Here is a 15,605-nt window from a genome sequence, read left to right on the forward strand (position 1 = left end):
AGGGACGCTCAGCAAATCAGGATCCTGTCGGTGTGCGCGAGTACCCTGGTGCAGTTGTGTTCAGCCGATATTCAAGGGGGCCCCAATGACGGATCCGAAGCTCACGCTCATCGCCACACTGCTCGACCGCTCCGGCTCCATGGAGTCCATCAAGTCCGACAGCGAGGGTGGGTTCAACGCGTTGATCGCCGATCAGCGTGAGGAAGCGGGCGAAGCGCGGGTCACGCTGGCGCAGTTCGACACCGAGTATGAGGTCGTCTACGCCAACCGTCCGATCGCGGACGTCGGCCCCCTCGAACTGCAGCCGCGCGGCATGACCGCCTTGCTCGACTCGGTAGGGCGCATCATCACCGACGTGGGCGCCGAACTCTCGGCGTTGCCCGAGCAGCAGCGTCCCGGCAAGGTGATCGTGGTCGTGGTAACCGACGGACTGGAGAACTCCAGCGTGGAGTGGACGGTCGACGGCGTGCGTACCGCGATCAAGAGGCAGCAGGACGACTATTCGTGGGAGTTCATCTTCCTCGGCGCGAACATGGACGCCGTCGAGGTCGGCAGGCACATGGGCTTCGCCGCCGACCGCTCGATGACCTACGCACCCAGTCCCGAAGGTGTCGTCAGCACGTACAGCGCCAACAGCAAACTCATCTCGCGCATGCGCAGCGCGCCCGCAGGCGAGCGGGCCGAAGGCTTCTCCGATGCCGATCGGGCGGCCGCGCGGGGCGCCCGACGGTGACGACCGACACGGCCCCAGGTCGCGCGACCCCTCCCGTCGTCGACACGTGTTACGGACCGGTCAAGGGTGTCGACGACGGTACGGTCAAGTCGTGGAAGGGAATTCGCTACGCCGCCCCGCCGGTCGGCGAGCTGCGGTGGCGGCGGCCACAGCCACCCTCGGCCTGGACCGAACTCGCCGATGCGACCAAGGTCGGCCCGGTCTGCCCGCAACCCACCGATCCGCGGATCCCGATCGACCTTGGGGCGCCTCAGGGTGACGACTGCCTCACGCTCAACGTGTGGTGCTCGTCGGATACCCGTCCCGGCGACGGCAAGCCGGTGCTGGTCTGGGTGCACGGAGGCGCATACATCCTCGGCTCGGGCGCCCAACCGCTGTACGACGGTGGAGTGCTGGCCCGCGGTGGCGACGCGGTCATCGTCACGCTCAACTATCGGTTGGGCGCGTTCGGATTCTTGGATCTATCCGGGTTCAGCACGCCCCGAACGACATTCGACACCAACCTCGGGCTGCGTGACGTGCTGTTCGCACTGCAGTGGGTGCGCGACAACATCGCAGCCTTCGGCGGAGCATCCGACCGGGTCGCGCTCTTCGGTGAATCGGCCGGCGCCGGCGTCGTCACCACCTTGCTCGCCAGCCCCGAGTCCGCCGGGCTCTTCTCGGCAGCCATCGCGCAGAGTTCGCCGGCCACCTCGGTCTACGACTCCAGCCGGTCGCAGGCGCTGGCCGAAACCTACTTGCAGTCCCTTGGGCTGGACCCAGCGGATGCCGACCAGTTGATCGACGTCCCCATCGCCGAGCTGTTGGGCGCATCCAAGAAGCTGTTCGACGAGGTCCCGCTGCGTAACCCAGGCACGCTCGCCTTCGCACCGATCGTCGACGGCGATCTCGTGCCCGACTATCCGGTCAGGTCGGCACGCGAGGGGCGCACGCACCCGGTGCCCCTGATCATCGGAACCAACGAGCACGAGGCCGCACTGTTCCGCTGGATGAAGTCACCGCTGATGCCGATCACACCCGAGGCCATCAGGTCGATGTTCGCCGAGCTCGTCGCTGAGCAACCCGGCGCGCAGCTACCCAGCGAAGCGCAACTCGGCTCCACGTACCGAGGCCGCGGCAAGGCTCCTGGCATGGGGGTGGCACGCGACATCGGCTTCCGCATGCCGTCGTTGTGGTTCGCCGACGGCCACAGCGCCGTCGCCCCGGTGTACCTCTACCGGTTCGACTGGGCGACGCCGATGCTTCGGTTGCTCCGACTCGGCGGCGCACACGCCACCGAATTGCCGTACGTATGGGGCAATCTGGTTGCCGGACCGAAGGATCCGACGTTCAAGCTCGGTGGGCTCCGATCCGGCACCGCCGTGTCCGAGCGCATGCGAACCCGATGGCTGAACTTTGCAGCGCACGGCGAACCCGTCGGCCCGGCGGGCACCCCGACGTGGCGGCCCTATCGCGGGACGGACCGTGCGGCCCTGGTCATCGACAAGGCCGACGCCGTCGTCGCCGACCTCGACGGACCGCTGCGCGACGCCTGGGGTGACGACGTCCTGAGTTTCCGCTGATGCTCGACGGCTAGGCTCCCCGTGGGAGGTATCTGAGATGGATTGGCTGTTCTCCGAGGTGTTGCCTCCGCTCATGCACGATCCGGTGACGTTCGCCGTCCCGTTCTTCCTACTTCTGCTCGTCATCGAGTGGGCGGCGGCCCGCAAGCTTGCCCATACCGAGGCCGAGCGCGTCCCGGCCGGGGCCTACCTGAAGCCGGACGCGTGGGCGAGCATCTGGATGGGCGTGGTGTCCATCGGAACCAGTGGGCTGCTCAACGGCATCGCCCTGTTCGGTTACGCAGCGCTCTACGTCTACGTCGCGCCATGGCACCTGCCTGCCACCGCCTGGTACACGTGGGCGATCGCCATCCTCGGTGTCGACCTGCTGTACTACGCCTACCACCGGATGGCCCACCGAGTCCGCATCTTCTGGGCGACGCATCAGGCGCATCACTCCAGCCAATACTTCAACTTCGCCACCGCATTGCGGCAAAAGTGGAACATCAGCGGCGACGTGTTCCTTCGTGCCCTGCTGCCGTTGTTCGGCGTGCCGCCGTGGATCGTCTTCGCCAGCTTCTCGATCAACCTCGTCTACCAGTTCTGGATCCACACCGAGCGCATTGGCAAGCTTTGGCGGCCAATCGAATTCATCTTCAACACGCCGTCACACCACCGCGTGCACCACGGCATGGACCAGCAGTACCTTGACAAGAACTACGGCGGCATTCTCATCGTCTGGGACCGACTCTTCGGCAGCTTCGCCCGCGAGACGTCGCGGCCCAATTACGGCCTCACCAAGCAGGTGGACACTTACAACGTCTGGACGCTGCAGACCCACGAGTACGTCGCGATCGCCCGTGACGTCCGTCGCGCCGGGCGGTGGCGCGACCGGATCGGCTTCGTGTTCGGCCCGCCTGGATGGGGCCCGCGAGAGACCACGCAACCCGACATCGCCGCACCCGCCACGGCCGCCGGCTAGCCGCCGAATCGGCGGCGCGCCCCAAAGCCAGCACGTAAGGTCCCAGCTGTGGAAACGGTGTTCGACGCCAAGGTAGCTCCCGGACTGATCGAACGTGCGCTGGCCGCAAGCTCCTTCGGATCGATGTGGCTCGACATCGAGCGCCCCGACTACCCGCGTTTGACCGCCGCCACCTCCTGCGACCTGCTGGTCGTCGGCGGTGGTTACACCGGGCTATGGACGGCACTACATGCCGCACAGCGCAATCCGGACCAGCGGATCGTCTTGATCGAGGCCAATCGCATCGGTTGGGCAGCGTCCGGGCGCAATGGCGGATTCGTCGACGCGAGCCTGACCCATGGACTTGAGAATGGAAAGGCACGGTGGCCCAACGAGATTGATCAACTCAATCTGATGGGCATGGAGAACCTCGACGGAATGCAGGCTGAGCTCGAACGGCTCGGCCTCGACGTCGACTGGCAGCGCACCGGCATGTTGACAGTGGGCACCGAGCCACACCAGGTCGGCTGGTTGGAAGAGGCGGCCGCAGCGGGGGAGGGCAGCTTCCTCGATCGCGAGCAGGTTCGTGCCGAAGTCCATTCGCCAACCTATCTCGCCGGCCTGTTCGATCCCGACACGTGCGCCATCGTCCACCCAGCCAAGCTGGCGGTCGCGCTCGCGCGGGCGTGCACGAAACTCGGCGTCACCATCTACGAGCACACCAACGCGACGTCCATTCACTCCGGCGGCGCGGCCTTGAACGTCGATACCGGGAGCGCCGTCATCCCCGCTCGCCAGGCGGTGCTCGCCACCAACGTGTACACGCACCTGCTGCGGCGCAACCGCTTGCATACGGTGCCCGTCTACGACTACGTGCTGTCAACCGAACCGCTCACCGACGCCCAACTCGACAGCATCGGTTGGCGCCACCGTCAGGGAATCGGCGACTGCGCCAACCAGTTTCACTACTACCGGCTCACCAAAGACAACCGGATCGTCTGGGGTGGATACGACGCGATCTACCGGTTCGGAGGGCGCGTCGACGCGGCCTACGAGGACCGGCCGGAGACGTATCGGCGACTTGCCGCGCACTTCTTCATCACCTTTCCGCAGCTCGAGGACGTTCGATTCACTCATCGGTGGGCGGGCCCGATCGACACCAACACACGGTTTTGTGCGCACTGGGGGCTGGCGAGAGATGACAAGGTGGCCTACGTAAATGGTTTCACCGGCCTGGGTGTCGGAGCCACCCGGTTTGCGGCCGACGTGTGTCTCGATCTTCTGCGTGGCACGCCAACGGCACGGACTGAACTGGAGATGGTTCGCAAACGACCGCTGCCGTTTCCCCCTGAACCGTTGGCCAGCATCGGAATCCAGGCGACGCGATGGTCACTCGACAGGGCCGATCACACGGCAGGCAAGCGCAACGCCTTGCTACGTACCCTCGACGCGCTCGGCCTGGGCTTCGACTCCTAAGAAGCCTCCGAGGCTGCTGTGAGCCAACTCGCAGCAGCGCGCAACAGGTTGTTCACCAACCGTTTTGCTTGCGCCGAGCCGAACCGCACACAAGACCAGCAAGGGTCAGTAAGCTCGGTCACGCCGAACACTGGAAAGGGTAGAAATCGTGGGAGACACACTTCAACATGGTGAAAAGCTAGGCGTAGGTGATTCCTTGACGTCCCAAAACGGGGCGTACAAGCTGACCCTGCAGGAAGACGGCAATCTGGTGCTGTACGCAGGTGACCAGTCGGTGTGGTCGACCAGCACCAACGGCCAGAGCGTGCAGCGGGCCGAGGTTCAGGACGACGGCAACTTCGTGCTGTACACAGCCGACAAGGCGGTTTGGGCCAGCCAGACCAAGGGTGCCAAGGACGTTCGGCTCACCCTGCAAGACGATCGCAACCTGGTGCTCTACGCGTCCAGCGGACCTGCGTGGTCATCGAACACGCACACCGACGATGCGCCCCCGGTCGTCATCGTTCCGGTGGAGCCCGCCGCGGTCGAGGAGCCGGCGCCGGCGGAAGAGCCTGCACCGCCACCACCACCGCCACCGCCGCCCGCCCCGCGCACCTACACGGTCGTATCCGGCGACACGCTGTGGGCCATCGCCGAGCGGTTCTACGGCGACGGCAATAAGTACCCGCAGATTGCCGAAGCCAGCGGCATCTCGAACCCCGACCTGATTCAACCCGGTCAGGTCGTGACGATTCCGTAGCGGACGTGCTTAGACGGCCCGGGCCTTTTGGCCCGGGCCGCCTTTGCTTGTGGGTAGGCTTGGCCCTCATCCACCTTGACCGATTGGGGGCGGCTTTGTACCCACGGAGTTTGCGCGTGCTCGCGTTGACAGCCGCCGCGATCGCGATGTCGGCCTTTGCGCCCACATCGGCGCACGCCGACCCGGGCGTGCTGGTGTATCCGGGCATGGAGATACGGCAGGACACCAACGTCTGCACACTCGGTTTCGTCGACCTGCAGACGCGAACGGGATTCAGCGCAGGCCACTGCCACGGCAGTGGGCCGGTGAAGGACAGTGCCGGAAATCTACTCGGCTACCAGACCCTGTTCCGGGACAACACTCCCGACGGCGCCACCATCGCCACGGATCACCCGATCACCGATTGGGAGGCTATCGCCCTGGTGCCGGAGGTTTCGCTGAACGACGTGCTGCCCGGCGGCCGAGTCCTGACGGCTGACCCGGCCGTCGTCCCCGTGGCCGGCGAACGGGTCTGCCATTTCGGCGTGGCGACGGGTGAGACGTGCGGCACCGTGGACGCGGTGAACAACGGGTGGTTCACGATGGCGAACGGCGTGGTCAGCCAGAAGGGTGATTCGGGCGGCCCGGTATACGCACTGACTGACGACGGGCGGGCGGTCATCATCGGCATGTTCAACAGCACCTGGGGTCAGTTCCCGGCGGCGGTGTCGTGGCAGGCCGCCGATCAACAGATCCGCGAGGACGTTTTCAAGTCCTCGTCTGGGACTGTGGAACCGCCGGTCGGTTAGCCCCACGTCGTAACGTTGGTACGTGGCAGCAACTTCGGGTTCGACGAAGCGGGGATGGCGTTCGTCCGCGATGGGGTAGTACTGGCCGCTCCGACGATCGGCGCTGCGCTGGACGGGGATTCGCTGCAGTTGTCAGGGGACCTGACGGCCGCAACCGCCGAGACCATGGCCCGCATGCTGCGCGACGGCTCCTGACCCTGACTAAGGCGTCAACTCGAAGACCGGTATCGCCGGGGCGGCGGCCCGCAGTTCGGCTTCGCTCGATGCTGGCGTGAGGCCGGCCACGTGTCCCTTGACCTCCCAGAACCAGCGATCGAGGTAGCGCTGCAACAGTTCCGGCTTGGCCTCGTCGGCGAGTTCCACGATCCGCACGTCGCGGCTACGCCAGCGCGGACCGAGTTCGATTTCGCCTGCCGCCCTGGCATTTCGGGCCCACTGCGTGTTCCCGCGCGGCGAGACGAGGTAGTCGCGACCGTCGACGGTCAGCAGGTTGACGACAACGCCGCGCCGCTTCCCGGTCTTTCGGCCGCGTACCCGTATGGCCCGGGTACCCGCCACCCCGATGCCCGCCTCGGCAAGCCAGCGGAAGAACCCGTTGGCAGTCCTGGCAGCCAAGTTCGGCTCGTCGTATCGGATGGTCATGACCTGTCCTCTCCAGTATTCGAGAGCAGCGCTCTCGTTCATAGGATGACACGGGGCCGCTCTGAAATCAAGAGCAGTGATCTCGTTCTGTGCCACACTTGCTCCGTGGGAAAACGGCAGGAGTCACGCGAACGGATCGAACGGCAGATCGTCGAGCTCGGCAGGCGTCAGCTCGTCACGACGGGCGCGGCCGGGCTGTCGGTGCGGGCCATCGCGCGCGAGCTCGGCATGGTGTCGTCGGCGATGTACCGCTACGTCGCGAGCCGCGACGACCTGCTGACCCTCCTGCTCGTCGACGCGTACACCGAATTGGCCGATGACGTGGACGGCGCGCGCGCAGCCAACGAACACGCGACGTGGGCCGAGCAGTTGAAGGCGATGGCGCACGCCGCGCGTCAGTGGGCGATCACCCAACCGGCGAGCTGGGCGCTGCTGTACGGCAGCCCAGTGCCCGGGTATCACGCACCAGCGGACCTCACCGTCGGGCCGGGCACCAGGGTCGTCGGCGCGATGTTCGGCGTGGTCGCACGTGGCATTTCCGAGGATCAGGTGACGATCTCGAACATCGAAGTCGCACAGTCGATATCGGCCGACTTCGATGCACTACGGGCGGAGTTCGCCTTCTTGGGGGACGACACGGCGGTGGCGTGGTGCTTCCTGCTGTGGGCCGCGCTGGTCGGCGCCATCAGTCTCGAGGTGTTCGGGCAGTACGGTGCCGACACGCTTTCCACCCCCGGCGCTGTCTTCGACATCCAACTCGAGCTCCTGATCGCCGGGGTGAGGAAATAGCTGCCGAATTCCGCCACGCGCGACAAAACTAGAACACGTTCTAGCCAGGACGGGAGCCCGGGGATATCCTCTAGGCGATGCTTGCCCACACACCTGTCCAGATCGCGTGGGTAACTCGGAATCTTGATGCCACCGAGGCCGCGCTCACCAGACTTCTGGGTGCCAAGAAATGGATCCGGATGCCGTCGGTGCACTTCAGCCCGGATACGTGCACGCACCGCGGGGAGCCCGCGGACTTCGTCGCCAACATCTCACTGTCCTATGCGGGCGACATGCAGCTGGAGCTCATCGAGCCCGTGTCCGGTGTCGGCGTCTACTCGGAGTTTCTGGAACAGTCCGAACCCGGGCTGCACCACATCTGTGTCGCGGCGCCAGACGAAGCGGCCTTCACGGCATTGTGTGACGACGCCGAGCGGCGCGGCACGCCGATCATCACGCGCGGCACCATGCCGGGCGGCATGCACTTCGCGTATGTGTCCGCTCCCGATGCCGGCGTGCCGTACCTCGAAATCGCCTACGCATCGCCCGACATTCAGAAGTTCTACGACTACGTGAAACAGGAGCAAGAATGAGTCACGCCGACGAGGCCTCGCCCGAGGAGCCGATGGCCGTCCCGGACACCGTCAGCGGCGCCGACGTGACGGACTGGGGCGACGAATTCGACGTCGTCGTCGTCGGATTCGGCATGGCCGGCGGCAGCGCGGCGGTCAGCGCCGCGGCCGCGGGAGCCAGTGTGCTGGTGCTCGAGCGGGCAGCCGCCGCGGGTGGCACGTCGTCGATGGCAGGCGGGCACTTCTATCTCGGTGGTGGTACCGCCGTTCAAAAGGCCACCGGACACGACGACAGTCCCGACGAGATGTACAAGTACCTGGTGGCGGTCACACAAGAGCCTGATCACGAGAAGATCCGCGCGTACTGCGACGAGAGCGTCGAGCACTTCAATTGGCTTGAGGGACTGGGTTTCCAGTTCGAGCGCAGCTACTGGAAGGGCAAGGTCGTCGTCCCGCCCGGTACCGAGGGACTGTCGTACACCGGAAACGAGAAGGTGTGGCCGTTCTGCGAGCAGGCCATGCCCGCACCGAGGGGGCACTCCGTGCCGGTACCCGGCGAGCTGGGCGGCGCCTCCATGGTGATCGAGCTGCTGCTGAAGCGGGCCGCCGAGTTGGGCGTGCAGATCCGCTACGAGACCGGCGTCACGAACCTCGTCGTCGACGACGACGGTGCGGTAATCGGCGTGCGCTGGAAGAACTTCGGCGAAACGGGCACGGTGCGGGCGAAGTCCGTCATCGTCGCCGCAGGCGGTTTCGCGATGAACGCCGACATGGTTGCGAAGCACACCCCCGCGTTGGGTCATCAACGCAAGACCAAGCGTCACGGGATGGTGGCGCCGTACATCCTCGGCAACCCCCACGACGACGGGCTTGGCATCGGATTGGGCGTATCGGCAGGCGGCGAGGCCAAGAACCTCGACGGATTGTTCATCACGGCTGCCGCCTACCCTCCGGAGATCCTGCTCACCGGTCTCGTCATCAACAATCAGGGCAAGCGCTTCGTGGCTGAGGACTCCTACCATTCGCGGACATCGGCCTTCGTCCTCGAACAGCCCGACCAGCAGGCGTACCTCATCGTGGACGAAGCGCACATGCAGATGCCCGACATGCCGTTGATCAAATTCATCGACGGCTGGGAAACGGTAGCCGAGCTTGAGGCCGCATTGGGTATCCCGCAGGGCAACTTCGCCGCGACGCTCGAGCGCTACAACGAGCACGCCGCCAAGGGCCAAGACCCGGACTTCCACAAGCAGTCGGAACACCTTGCGGCCCAAGACAACGGGCCGTGGGCGGCGTTCGACCTGTCACTCGGCGTAGCGATGTACTCCGGCTTCACCATGGGCGGACTCACTGTGTCGATCGACGGTGAGGTCAAGCGGCCCGACGGCACGGTGATACCTGGCCTCTATGCGGCGGGCGCATGCGCGTCCAACATCGCCCAGGACGGCAAGGGCTACGCCAGCGGCACTCAACTGGGCGAAGGTTCGTTCTTCGGGCGCCGCGCAGGCACGCACGCCGCAAGCGTGCGTTAAGCCAGCACCTCGGTCGTCGGACCGAGTTCCCATCGGCCGTCGCCGAGCAGCCGCAATCGCCTGTCGTGGTGCTGCTCGACGCCGCCGCGATGGCTGACGCTCACCACGATGCAGTCGGGGAGCTCGGTACGAAGCGCGCGATACAACGCAAACTGCTGACCGTCGTCCAACGCCGACGTCGACTCGTCGAGGAAGACTGCCTTGGGCTTGCTCAACAACACCCGCGCAAATGCGACCCGTTGCTGCTCACCAGGGGAGAGCACCTTCGACCAGTCCGCGCCCTCGTCGAGGCGCTGCGCCAGATGACCGAGCGCGACGGTATCCAAAACCTCTCGAATACGCGGATCATCGTATGTCCCAGTCTCGTTCGGATAGGTCACAACCGTTCGCAGGTCGCCCAGCGGCAGATACGGAGCCTGCGAGAGGAACAGACTTGCTCCGTCACCGCCAGGGGTACGGAGCACACCTGAGGCGAAGGGCCACAGTTGCGCGATACTGCGTACCAACGTCGACTTGCCGCTGCCCGATGGCCCGGTGATCACCAACGACTCACCCGGCGCAACGCTCAGGTCCAGCCGGTCGATGACGGGCGCACCGGCGGGCGTAGTGACCACGACGGCTTCGAGTTCCAACGCGCCGCGCGCGCTGGGCTCGCTGGCCAATCGCGGTAGCGCCCTTGCTTCCTGGTTGACCGCGACCAGTCCATCGAGGCGCATGATCGCGGCCCGATAGCCGGCGAACGAGTCGTAGACGGCGCGGAAGAAAGACAACGACAGGGCGACGTTGAGAAAGGCGGCCGACGATTGCTGAACGTCGCCCAACTTCAGCTCGCCTGCGAACAGTCGCTGAACTTGAATGATGGTCGGCAACGGGTCCACGATCTGATTGGTCGCCATGTTGAAGCCGAGGAATGCGACTCCGCGGCGCACGAACGCGCGATAGTTGGTGATGATCGCCGCGAACCGGCCGGACAGCATGGCGCGCTCGGAGCGCTCTCCGCGATACAGGCCAACGGCTTCGGCGGCATCGCGCATCCTCACCAGTGCATACCGGAAGGCCGCGTTGGTCAGTTCGTTGCGGAAGGTCAAGCCGATCATCGGGCGGCCTATCCAGAACGACACCACCGTGGTGATCGCGACGAAGGCAAGCGCGAACCAGAACAGGGCCTTCGGCAAGGTCAGGCCGAACACGGTCAACGGGCCCGACAGGTTCCAAAGGATGGGCGTGAACGCCACCACCGACACGACGGACGTGATGGCGCCGAACAACAGCGTCTGTCCAGTCCCGACGTCCGGCGTGTTGGTCTGCGGTCCGGTGCCCGTTGTGAAGACGTCGACGTCCTGCTGGATGCGCTGATCCGGATTGTCGATCGACTCGCTTCCAAACGAGTCGACGAAGCGCCCACGGTAGTAGGCCTGGCCGTCCAGCCAATCCCCGGTGAGCCGGTGAGTGAGCCACACCCGCCACCTGATGATGAACCGCTGCATGAGGTAGAGATCGAGCAGAGTACGGGTCAGGAAGATGACGATCAGCAAGATGTTCAGCTGGATGGCCCGCCAAAAGCCGTGCTGGCCAGAGGCTTTGACAGCGTCGTCGCTCGAAACGGCGGCCTGTAGCGCGGAGTACATGTCATTGCTGTTGTACGTGAAGAGCACGTCGATCTTCACCGAGAGCATCACCAGGAAGAGCAGTAACGCCAGCAGCCCCCACACCGGAAGGCTCTGGGGCCCCGTGAAGTAGGCCCCGGTGACCCGCCAGAACTGCCTACCCCACGTCGTGAAGCGCGCGATCAGGAACAGCACCGCCACCGTGACCACGGCACTGATGGCCCACGCCTTGAGCACCCACCACAGCGATGCGACGACTTCGTTGTTCCAGTCCAGCGACGGGGTGAACAGCTCCATCGCAGGGAAGTTACCGGGGCGGGGCGTTCCCGGTCGCTATACGCCGACCGGCTCCTCGTCGAGCCTGCTGAGCTGCCATTCGCCACCGCCGAGCAGTTGCAGCTCGAGGTTGTGATGCTGTTCGACGGTCTTGCGGTGACTGACGCTGACCAGGATGGTGTCCGGCAGCTCGGTGCGGACGAGCCGATACAACGTCATCTCGAGGCCTTCGTCCAAGGCGGACGTCGACTCGTCGAGGAAGACCGCCTTGGGCTTGGTCAACAGAATCCGGGCGAACGCGATGCGCTGCTGCTCGCCGGGGGAGAGCACCTTGGCCCAGTCCTGAACCTCGTCGAGCCGTGCGACGAGATGCGGGAGCGCGACCCGTTCCAACGTCTGCTGCAATTCGGCGTCGGTGAGCGTGCCCTCCTCACACGGGTAGGAGACCACGGCGCGCAGGTCGCCGAGCGGAACGTAGGGCAGCTGGGACAGGAACAGTGTCTCGTTGGGCCCACACGGCCGGGTCAACGTGCCGGACGTGAACGGCCACAGCTCGGCGAGGCTGCGCAACAGCGTCGTCTTGCCGCTGCCCGACTTGCCGGTGACCACGAGCGTGTCGCCGACCTGCAAATGCAGGTCGAGCGGGTTGACGAGCTGCTGGCCGTCCGGGGTACGGACCTCGACCTTCTCCAGCTGCACGGTGCCGTCCACACAGGCCGCAGTCGTCACGGCGGGCAGCGCCCTGCCCTCCTCGTTGGCGACCACCAGACCGTGTAGACGAATGATCGCCGCGCGGTAGCCGGCGAACTGGTCGTAGGCGTTGCGGAAGAACGAAAGGCCTTCCTGGATGCTGCCGAACGCCGCCGCGGACTGGGTCATGTCGCCCAATTGGATCTCGCCTGCGGAGAACCGCGGGAACTGCAAGACGTAGGGCAGCGGCTCGATGACCTGGCTGACGGAGAGGTTCCAGCCGTAGAAGCCCATCATTCTGTTGATGTAGCGCTTGTAGTTGGCGACGACGGACGCGAAGCGATGCCGCAGCCCAGTGCGTTCGGCGAGCTCGCCACGATAGAAGGCGACCGCCTCCGCCGCATCGCGCAGCCGCACCAGCGCGTATCGGAAAGCGGCGTTGAACTTCTCGTTGTCGAACGCGAGCCAGATGATCGGCTTACCGATCCAGAACGCGATCACCGAAGCGATCAGCACATAGCCAAGCCCTATCCAGAACATCGCCTTGGGGAGCGTGACCCCGAACAGCGTGAGCGGTCCCGAGAGCCCCCACAGAATCGCGGTGAACGAAATCATCGAGGCGATGGCGCTGATCGCACCGAACAACAGCGTCGAACCGGTCGTGTTGTTCGGCGTGTTCGGCGTCGGTCCGACACCCGTGGTGAAGATGTCGATGTCGGTCTGGATGCGCTGATCGGGGTTGTCGATCGTGTCGTCGATGAAGCGCGCTCGGTAGTAGGCCTTGCCGTCGAGCCAGTCGCCGGTGAGCCGATCGGTTAGCCAAGCCCGCCACCGCAGCATGAACCTCTGCATCAGGAACAGGTCCAGCATGACCCGCGCGACGTAGATGGTCGCCAGGATGCAGAAGATGAGGATGGAGAACCAGAAGCCGTGGATTCCGGAGGCTCTGACCGTCTGGTTACCGCTCGCCAGCCCTGCGGCCACCACTTGGAAGCTCGTCGACAGATCGTTGCCGTAGTAGCTGAGTAGCACCGAGAGCCGTACGCCGACAATGACCGAGAGCAACAGCCCCGCCAGCCACAGCCACACCGTGACGCTCGAGCGGCCGGTGAAATATGCGCCCGTCACGCGCCAGAACTGCCGGCCCCAGAGCGTGAAGCGGCCGATGAGTGCCAGGACGATCAGGGTGGCGACGGCCGCAATGGCCCAGCCCTTGGCGATCCACACTAGAGACGTGAGAAGCTCGCTGCCCCAATCGAGCGTCGGGGCCCACATGTCCATTCCGTCCATCCCGGCAAGGTACCTTGACTTGCTGCCGATGGCTCAAGTGGTCGCGGCGAAGCGTTCGAGCCGCCATTCGCCGCCGCCGAGTAGTTCGAGTTGCAGTTCGTGATGTTGCTCGACGGTGTTTCGATGGCTCACGCTGACCATGATCGAGTCGGGCAGCGCTGAGCGAATGGCCGCGTAGAGCATCATCTCCAGGCCTTCGTCCAGGGCGGAGGTGGCCTCGTCGAGGAACACCGCCTTCGGTCGGTTGACCAGGATGCGGGCGAACGCAATGCGCTGTTGCTCGCCGACCGAGAGCATCTTGCCCCAGTCCCTGACCTCTCCGATCCGGATGATCAGATGCGGCAGTGCCGCTGTCAACAGTGCGCGCTGAATGTCGTCGTCGCTGACGGCGCCGTCGGGAAGTGGGTACGACGCCACCGCCCGTAGGTCGCCGAGTGGGAGGTAGGGCAGCTGGGAGAGGAACATCGTCTCGCGGCCGGGGATCGGGAAGAAGACATTGCCTGTGGCATATGGCCACAAGCCGGCGATGCTCTCCAAGAGCACCGTCTTACCGCTTCCCGAAGGTCCTCTGATCACCAGGCTGTCGCCGGGGTCGAGGCTGACGTTCAGGCGTTGGATCAAGGGCTGGCCTGCCGGCGTGCGCACGTCCACGCCCTCGAGTCGCAAGGCCGCGTCTGGCGAGCGATGGGCGCTCAGTTGCGGCAGCACTCTTGCGCGCGTGTTGGCGTCCAGTAGCCCGTCGAGGCGCATGAGCGCGGCCCGATACCCCGCGAATGAGTCGTAGGCGTAGCGAAAGAACGACAGCGAATCGTGGATGGCCTGGAACGCCGTCGCCGACTGCATGACGGCCCCGAAGGAGATCTCGTGGGCGAAGAGTCGTTGTGCTTGAACGATGAACGGCAACGGATTGATCACCTGACTCACCGAGAAGTTCCATCCGACGAACCACATCATGCGGTTCAACCATCCGCGGTAGTTCTCGACGATGCCAGTTAGCTTGTCGTGCAACTGGTGTCGTTCGACGTCCTCACCCCGATACAATCCGATCGCGCTGGCCGAGTCCTTCAATCGTGTCATCGCATAGCGAAAGCTCGCATTGCGCAACTCATTCAAGAAGTTGAGCCGGATCAACGGGTGTCCGATCCAGAACGCGATGACCGTGGCCGCCCCCACGTACACGATGACGATCCAGAACAGCGCCTTCGGGATCGTCACGCCGAGCATGGTCAACGGTCCAGACAACTGCCAGAGGATAGTTCCGAATGAGGCCACGCTCAAGCAGGATTCGACCGCCCCGAACACCAGCATCCGTTCGGATCCGTGCGCAGGCGCATTCGGCAGCCCGGTGATTGCGGTGACGATGTCGACGTCCTGCTGAATGCGCTGTTCGGGGTTGTCGATCGGCTTCGACGCGAGTTGCCCTCGGAAGTACGCGTATCCGTCGAGCCAGTCGTCTACGAATCGGCCCGTCAACCACACGCGCCATCGGAGCACGAACCGCTGAGTCACATAGAGATCGAGCAAGAACCGAAACGCCGACAGCGTGGCGAGTACGGCAAAGATGGCCATCGATTTCCAAAAGCCATCGATACCAGCCTCTTTCAGGGCTTGATTGGAGGATCCACCGCCCTGGAACGCGAACTGCAGCGCCGAGAACAGATCATTCGCGTAGTAGCTCAGCAGCACGGTGATGCGCACCGACACGACGACCGACAACAGCAGCACTGCCGCGGCCAGCCATACCGGCACGCTGGCGCGCCCGACGAAGTACTGACCGGTGATCCGCCGAAACTGCTGTCCCCACTCAGTGAACCGACCGACCAGCGCAAGCCCGACCAGCACGCAGATCGCAGCGATCGCGAAGGCCTTGAGCACCCAGAACGCCGAGTTGAGGAGTTCGTTGTTCCAGTCGACGGAGGATCTGAGTATCTCCGAGTTCATCGACGAAGCACCTCCGTGGGGCCGTCCCCTGGCAACCGCTCTCGGGCGA

The 15,605-nt window shown here is 64.9% G+C and carries 14 protein-coding genes; 10 read left to right on the plus strand and 4 right to left on the minus strand.

What is annotated here, in order from left to right; genetic code table 11:
- Positions 1–85: 85 nt before the first annotated feature.
- From SLQ30_RS29640 to SLQ30_RS29670, 7 genes are all read left to right on the plus strand, one after another.
- Positions 86–733, plus strand: a complete 648-nt coding sequence (locus SLQ30_RS29640) for a VWA domain-containing protein (RefSeq protein WP_319450503.1) — start codon at positions 86–88, stop codon at positions 731–733.
- Positions 730–2,295, plus strand: a complete 1,566-nt coding sequence (locus tag SLQ30_RS29645; protein ID WP_319450502.1) for a carboxylesterase/lipase family protein — start codon at positions 730–732, stop codon at positions 2,293–2,295. The genes SLQ30_RS29640 and SLQ30_RS29645 overlap by 4 nt, the downstream gene beginning before the upstream one ends.
- 37 nt (positions 2,296–2,332) lie before the next feature.
- Positions 2,333–3,256 carry a sterol desaturase family protein gene (locus SLQ30_RS29650; protein WP_319450501.1) on the plus strand — a complete coding sequence of 308 codons (924 nt, stop codon included), beginning with the start codon at positions 2,333–2,335 and terminating at the stop codon, positions 3,254–3,256.
- Between the two features lie 48 nt (positions 3,257–3,304).
- On the plus strand, positions 3,305–4,711 hold the full coding sequence (locus tag SLQ30_RS29655; protein WP_319450500.1) for an FAD-dependent oxidoreductase: 1,407 nt from the start codon (positions 3,305–3,307) through the stop codon (positions 4,709–4,711).
- A 148-nt stretch (positions 4,712–4,859) separates the two neighbouring features.
- Positions 4,860–5,450: a LysM peptidoglycan-binding domain-containing protein gene (locus SLQ30_RS29660; protein WP_319450499.1), complete on the plus strand. Its 591-nt coding sequence runs from the start codon at positions 4,860–4,862 to the stop codon at positions 5,448–5,450.
- A gap of 146 nt (positions 5,451–5,596) precedes the next feature.
- A complete protein-coding gene (locus SLQ30_RS29665) occupies positions 5,597–6,238 on the plus strand; it encodes a hypothetical protein (RefSeq protein WP_319450564.1) in 642 nt (213 codons plus the stop codon).
- 15 nt (positions 6,239–6,253) lie between these two features.
- Positions 6,254–6,433, plus strand: a complete 180-nt coding sequence (locus SLQ30_RS29670; protein ID WP_319450498.1) for a SecDF P1 head subdomain-containing protein — start codon at positions 6,254–6,256, stop codon at positions 6,431–6,433.
- Positions 6,434–6,439: 6 nt separating this feature from the next.
- Here SLQ30_RS29670 and SLQ30_RS29675 read toward each other — a convergent pair whose 3' ends face one another.
- Positions 6,440–6,880, minus strand: coding sequence for a nitroreductase/quinone reductase family protein (locus SLQ30_RS29675; RefSeq protein WP_319450497.1), 441 nt, complete (start codon positions 6,878–6,880; stop codon positions 6,440–6,442).
- A 105-nt stretch (positions 6,881–6,985) separates the two neighbouring features.
- Between SLQ30_RS29675 and SLQ30_RS29680 the strand changes: the two genes are divergently transcribed.
- The 3 genes from SLQ30_RS29680 to SLQ30_RS29690 all read left to right on the plus strand — a co-directional run bounded on the left by SLQ30_RS29680 (position 6,986) and on the right by SLQ30_RS29690 (position 9,752).
- Positions 6,986–7,669 carry a TetR/AcrR family transcriptional regulator gene (locus SLQ30_RS29680; protein ID WP_319450496.1) on the plus strand — a complete coding sequence of 228 codons (684 nt, stop codon included), beginning with the start codon at positions 6,986–6,988 and terminating at the stop codon, positions 7,667–7,669.
- Positions 7,670–7,746: 77 nt separating this feature from the next.
- The gene (locus tag SLQ30_RS29685; RefSeq protein WP_319450495.1) at positions 7,747–8,241 is read left to right on the plus strand and encodes a VOC family protein; all 495 of its coding nucleotides are present in this window, start codon (positions 7,747–7,749) and stop codon (positions 8,239–8,241) included.
- A gap of 32 nt (positions 8,242–8,273) precedes the next feature.
- Positions 8,274–9,752, plus strand: coding sequence for an FAD-binding protein (locus SLQ30_RS29690; RefSeq protein ID WP_413468217.1), 1,479 nt, complete (start codon positions 8,274–8,276; stop codon positions 9,750–9,752).
- On the opposite strand, the gene SLQ30_RS29695 is transcribed toward SLQ30_RS29690, so the two are convergent.
- From SLQ30_RS29695 to SLQ30_RS29705, 3 genes are read right to left on the minus strand one after another with little or no spacing between them, the layout of a single operon-like run.
- Positions 9,749–11,656 (minus strand): ABC transporter ATP-binding protein/permease, encoded by a 1,908-nt coding sequence (locus SLQ30_RS29695; RefSeq protein ID WP_319450493.1) that lies wholly within the window; start codon positions 11,654–11,656, stop codon positions 9,749–9,751. The two genes, SLQ30_RS29690 and SLQ30_RS29695, sit on opposite strands and share 4 nt — an antisense overlap.
- Positions 11,657–11,692: 36 nt before the next feature.
- A complete protein-coding gene (locus SLQ30_RS29700; RefSeq protein ID WP_319450563.1) occupies positions 11,693–13,606 on the minus strand; it encodes an ABC transporter ATP-binding protein/permease in 1,914 nt (637 codons plus the stop codon).
- Positions 13,607–13,648: 42 nt separating this feature from the next.
- Positions 13,649–15,556 (minus strand): ABC transporter ATP-binding protein/permease, encoded by a 1,908-nt coding sequence (locus tag SLQ30_RS29705; RefSeq protein ID WP_319450492.1) that lies wholly within the window; start codon positions 15,554–15,556, stop codon positions 13,649–13,651.
- Positions 15,557–15,605: the final 49 nt, after the last annotated feature.

It is taken from the genome of Mycobacterium sp. RTGN4 (genome assembly GCF_033804635.1).
Taxonomy (GTDB): domain Bacteria; phylum Actinomycetota; class Actinomycetes; order Mycobacteriales; family Mycobacteriaceae; genus Mycobacterium.

Coding starts and splice junctions, on each gene's coding strand:
- SLQ30_RS29640 (WP_319450503.1), top strand. CDS start 86: ATGACGGATCCGAAGCTCACGCTCATCGCCACACTGCTCGACCGCTCC.
- SLQ30_RS29650 (WP_319450501.1), top strand. CDS start 2,333: ATGGATTGGCTGTTCTCCGAGGTGTTGCCTCCGCTCATGCACGATCCG.
- SLQ30_RS29665 (WP_319450564.1), top strand. CDS start 5,597: ATGTCGGCCTTTGCGCCCACATCGGCGCACGCCGACCCGGGCGTGCTG.
- SLQ30_RS29675 (WP_319450497.1), bottom strand. CDS start 6,880: ATGACCATCCGATACGACGAGCCGAACTTGGCTGCCAGGACTGCCAAC.
- SLQ30_RS29685 (WP_319450495.1), top strand. CDS start 7,747: ATGCTTGCCCACACACCTGTCCAGATCGCGTGGGTAACTCGGAATCTT.
- SLQ30_RS29690 (WP_413468217.1), top strand. CDS start 8,274: ATGGCCGTCCCGGACACCGTCAGCGGCGCCGACGTGACGGACTGGGGC.
- SLQ30_RS29695 (WP_319450493.1), bottom strand. CDS start 11,656: ATGGAGCTGTTCACCCCGTCGCTGGACTGGAACAACGAAGTCGTCGCA.
- SLQ30_RS29700 (WP_319450563.1), bottom strand. CDS start 13,606: ATGGACATGTGGGCCCCGACGCTCGATTGGGGCAGCGAGCTTCTCACG.
- SLQ30_RS29705 (WP_319450492.1), bottom strand. CDS start 15,556: ATGAACTCGGAGATACTCAGATCCTCCGTCGACTGGAACAACGAACTC.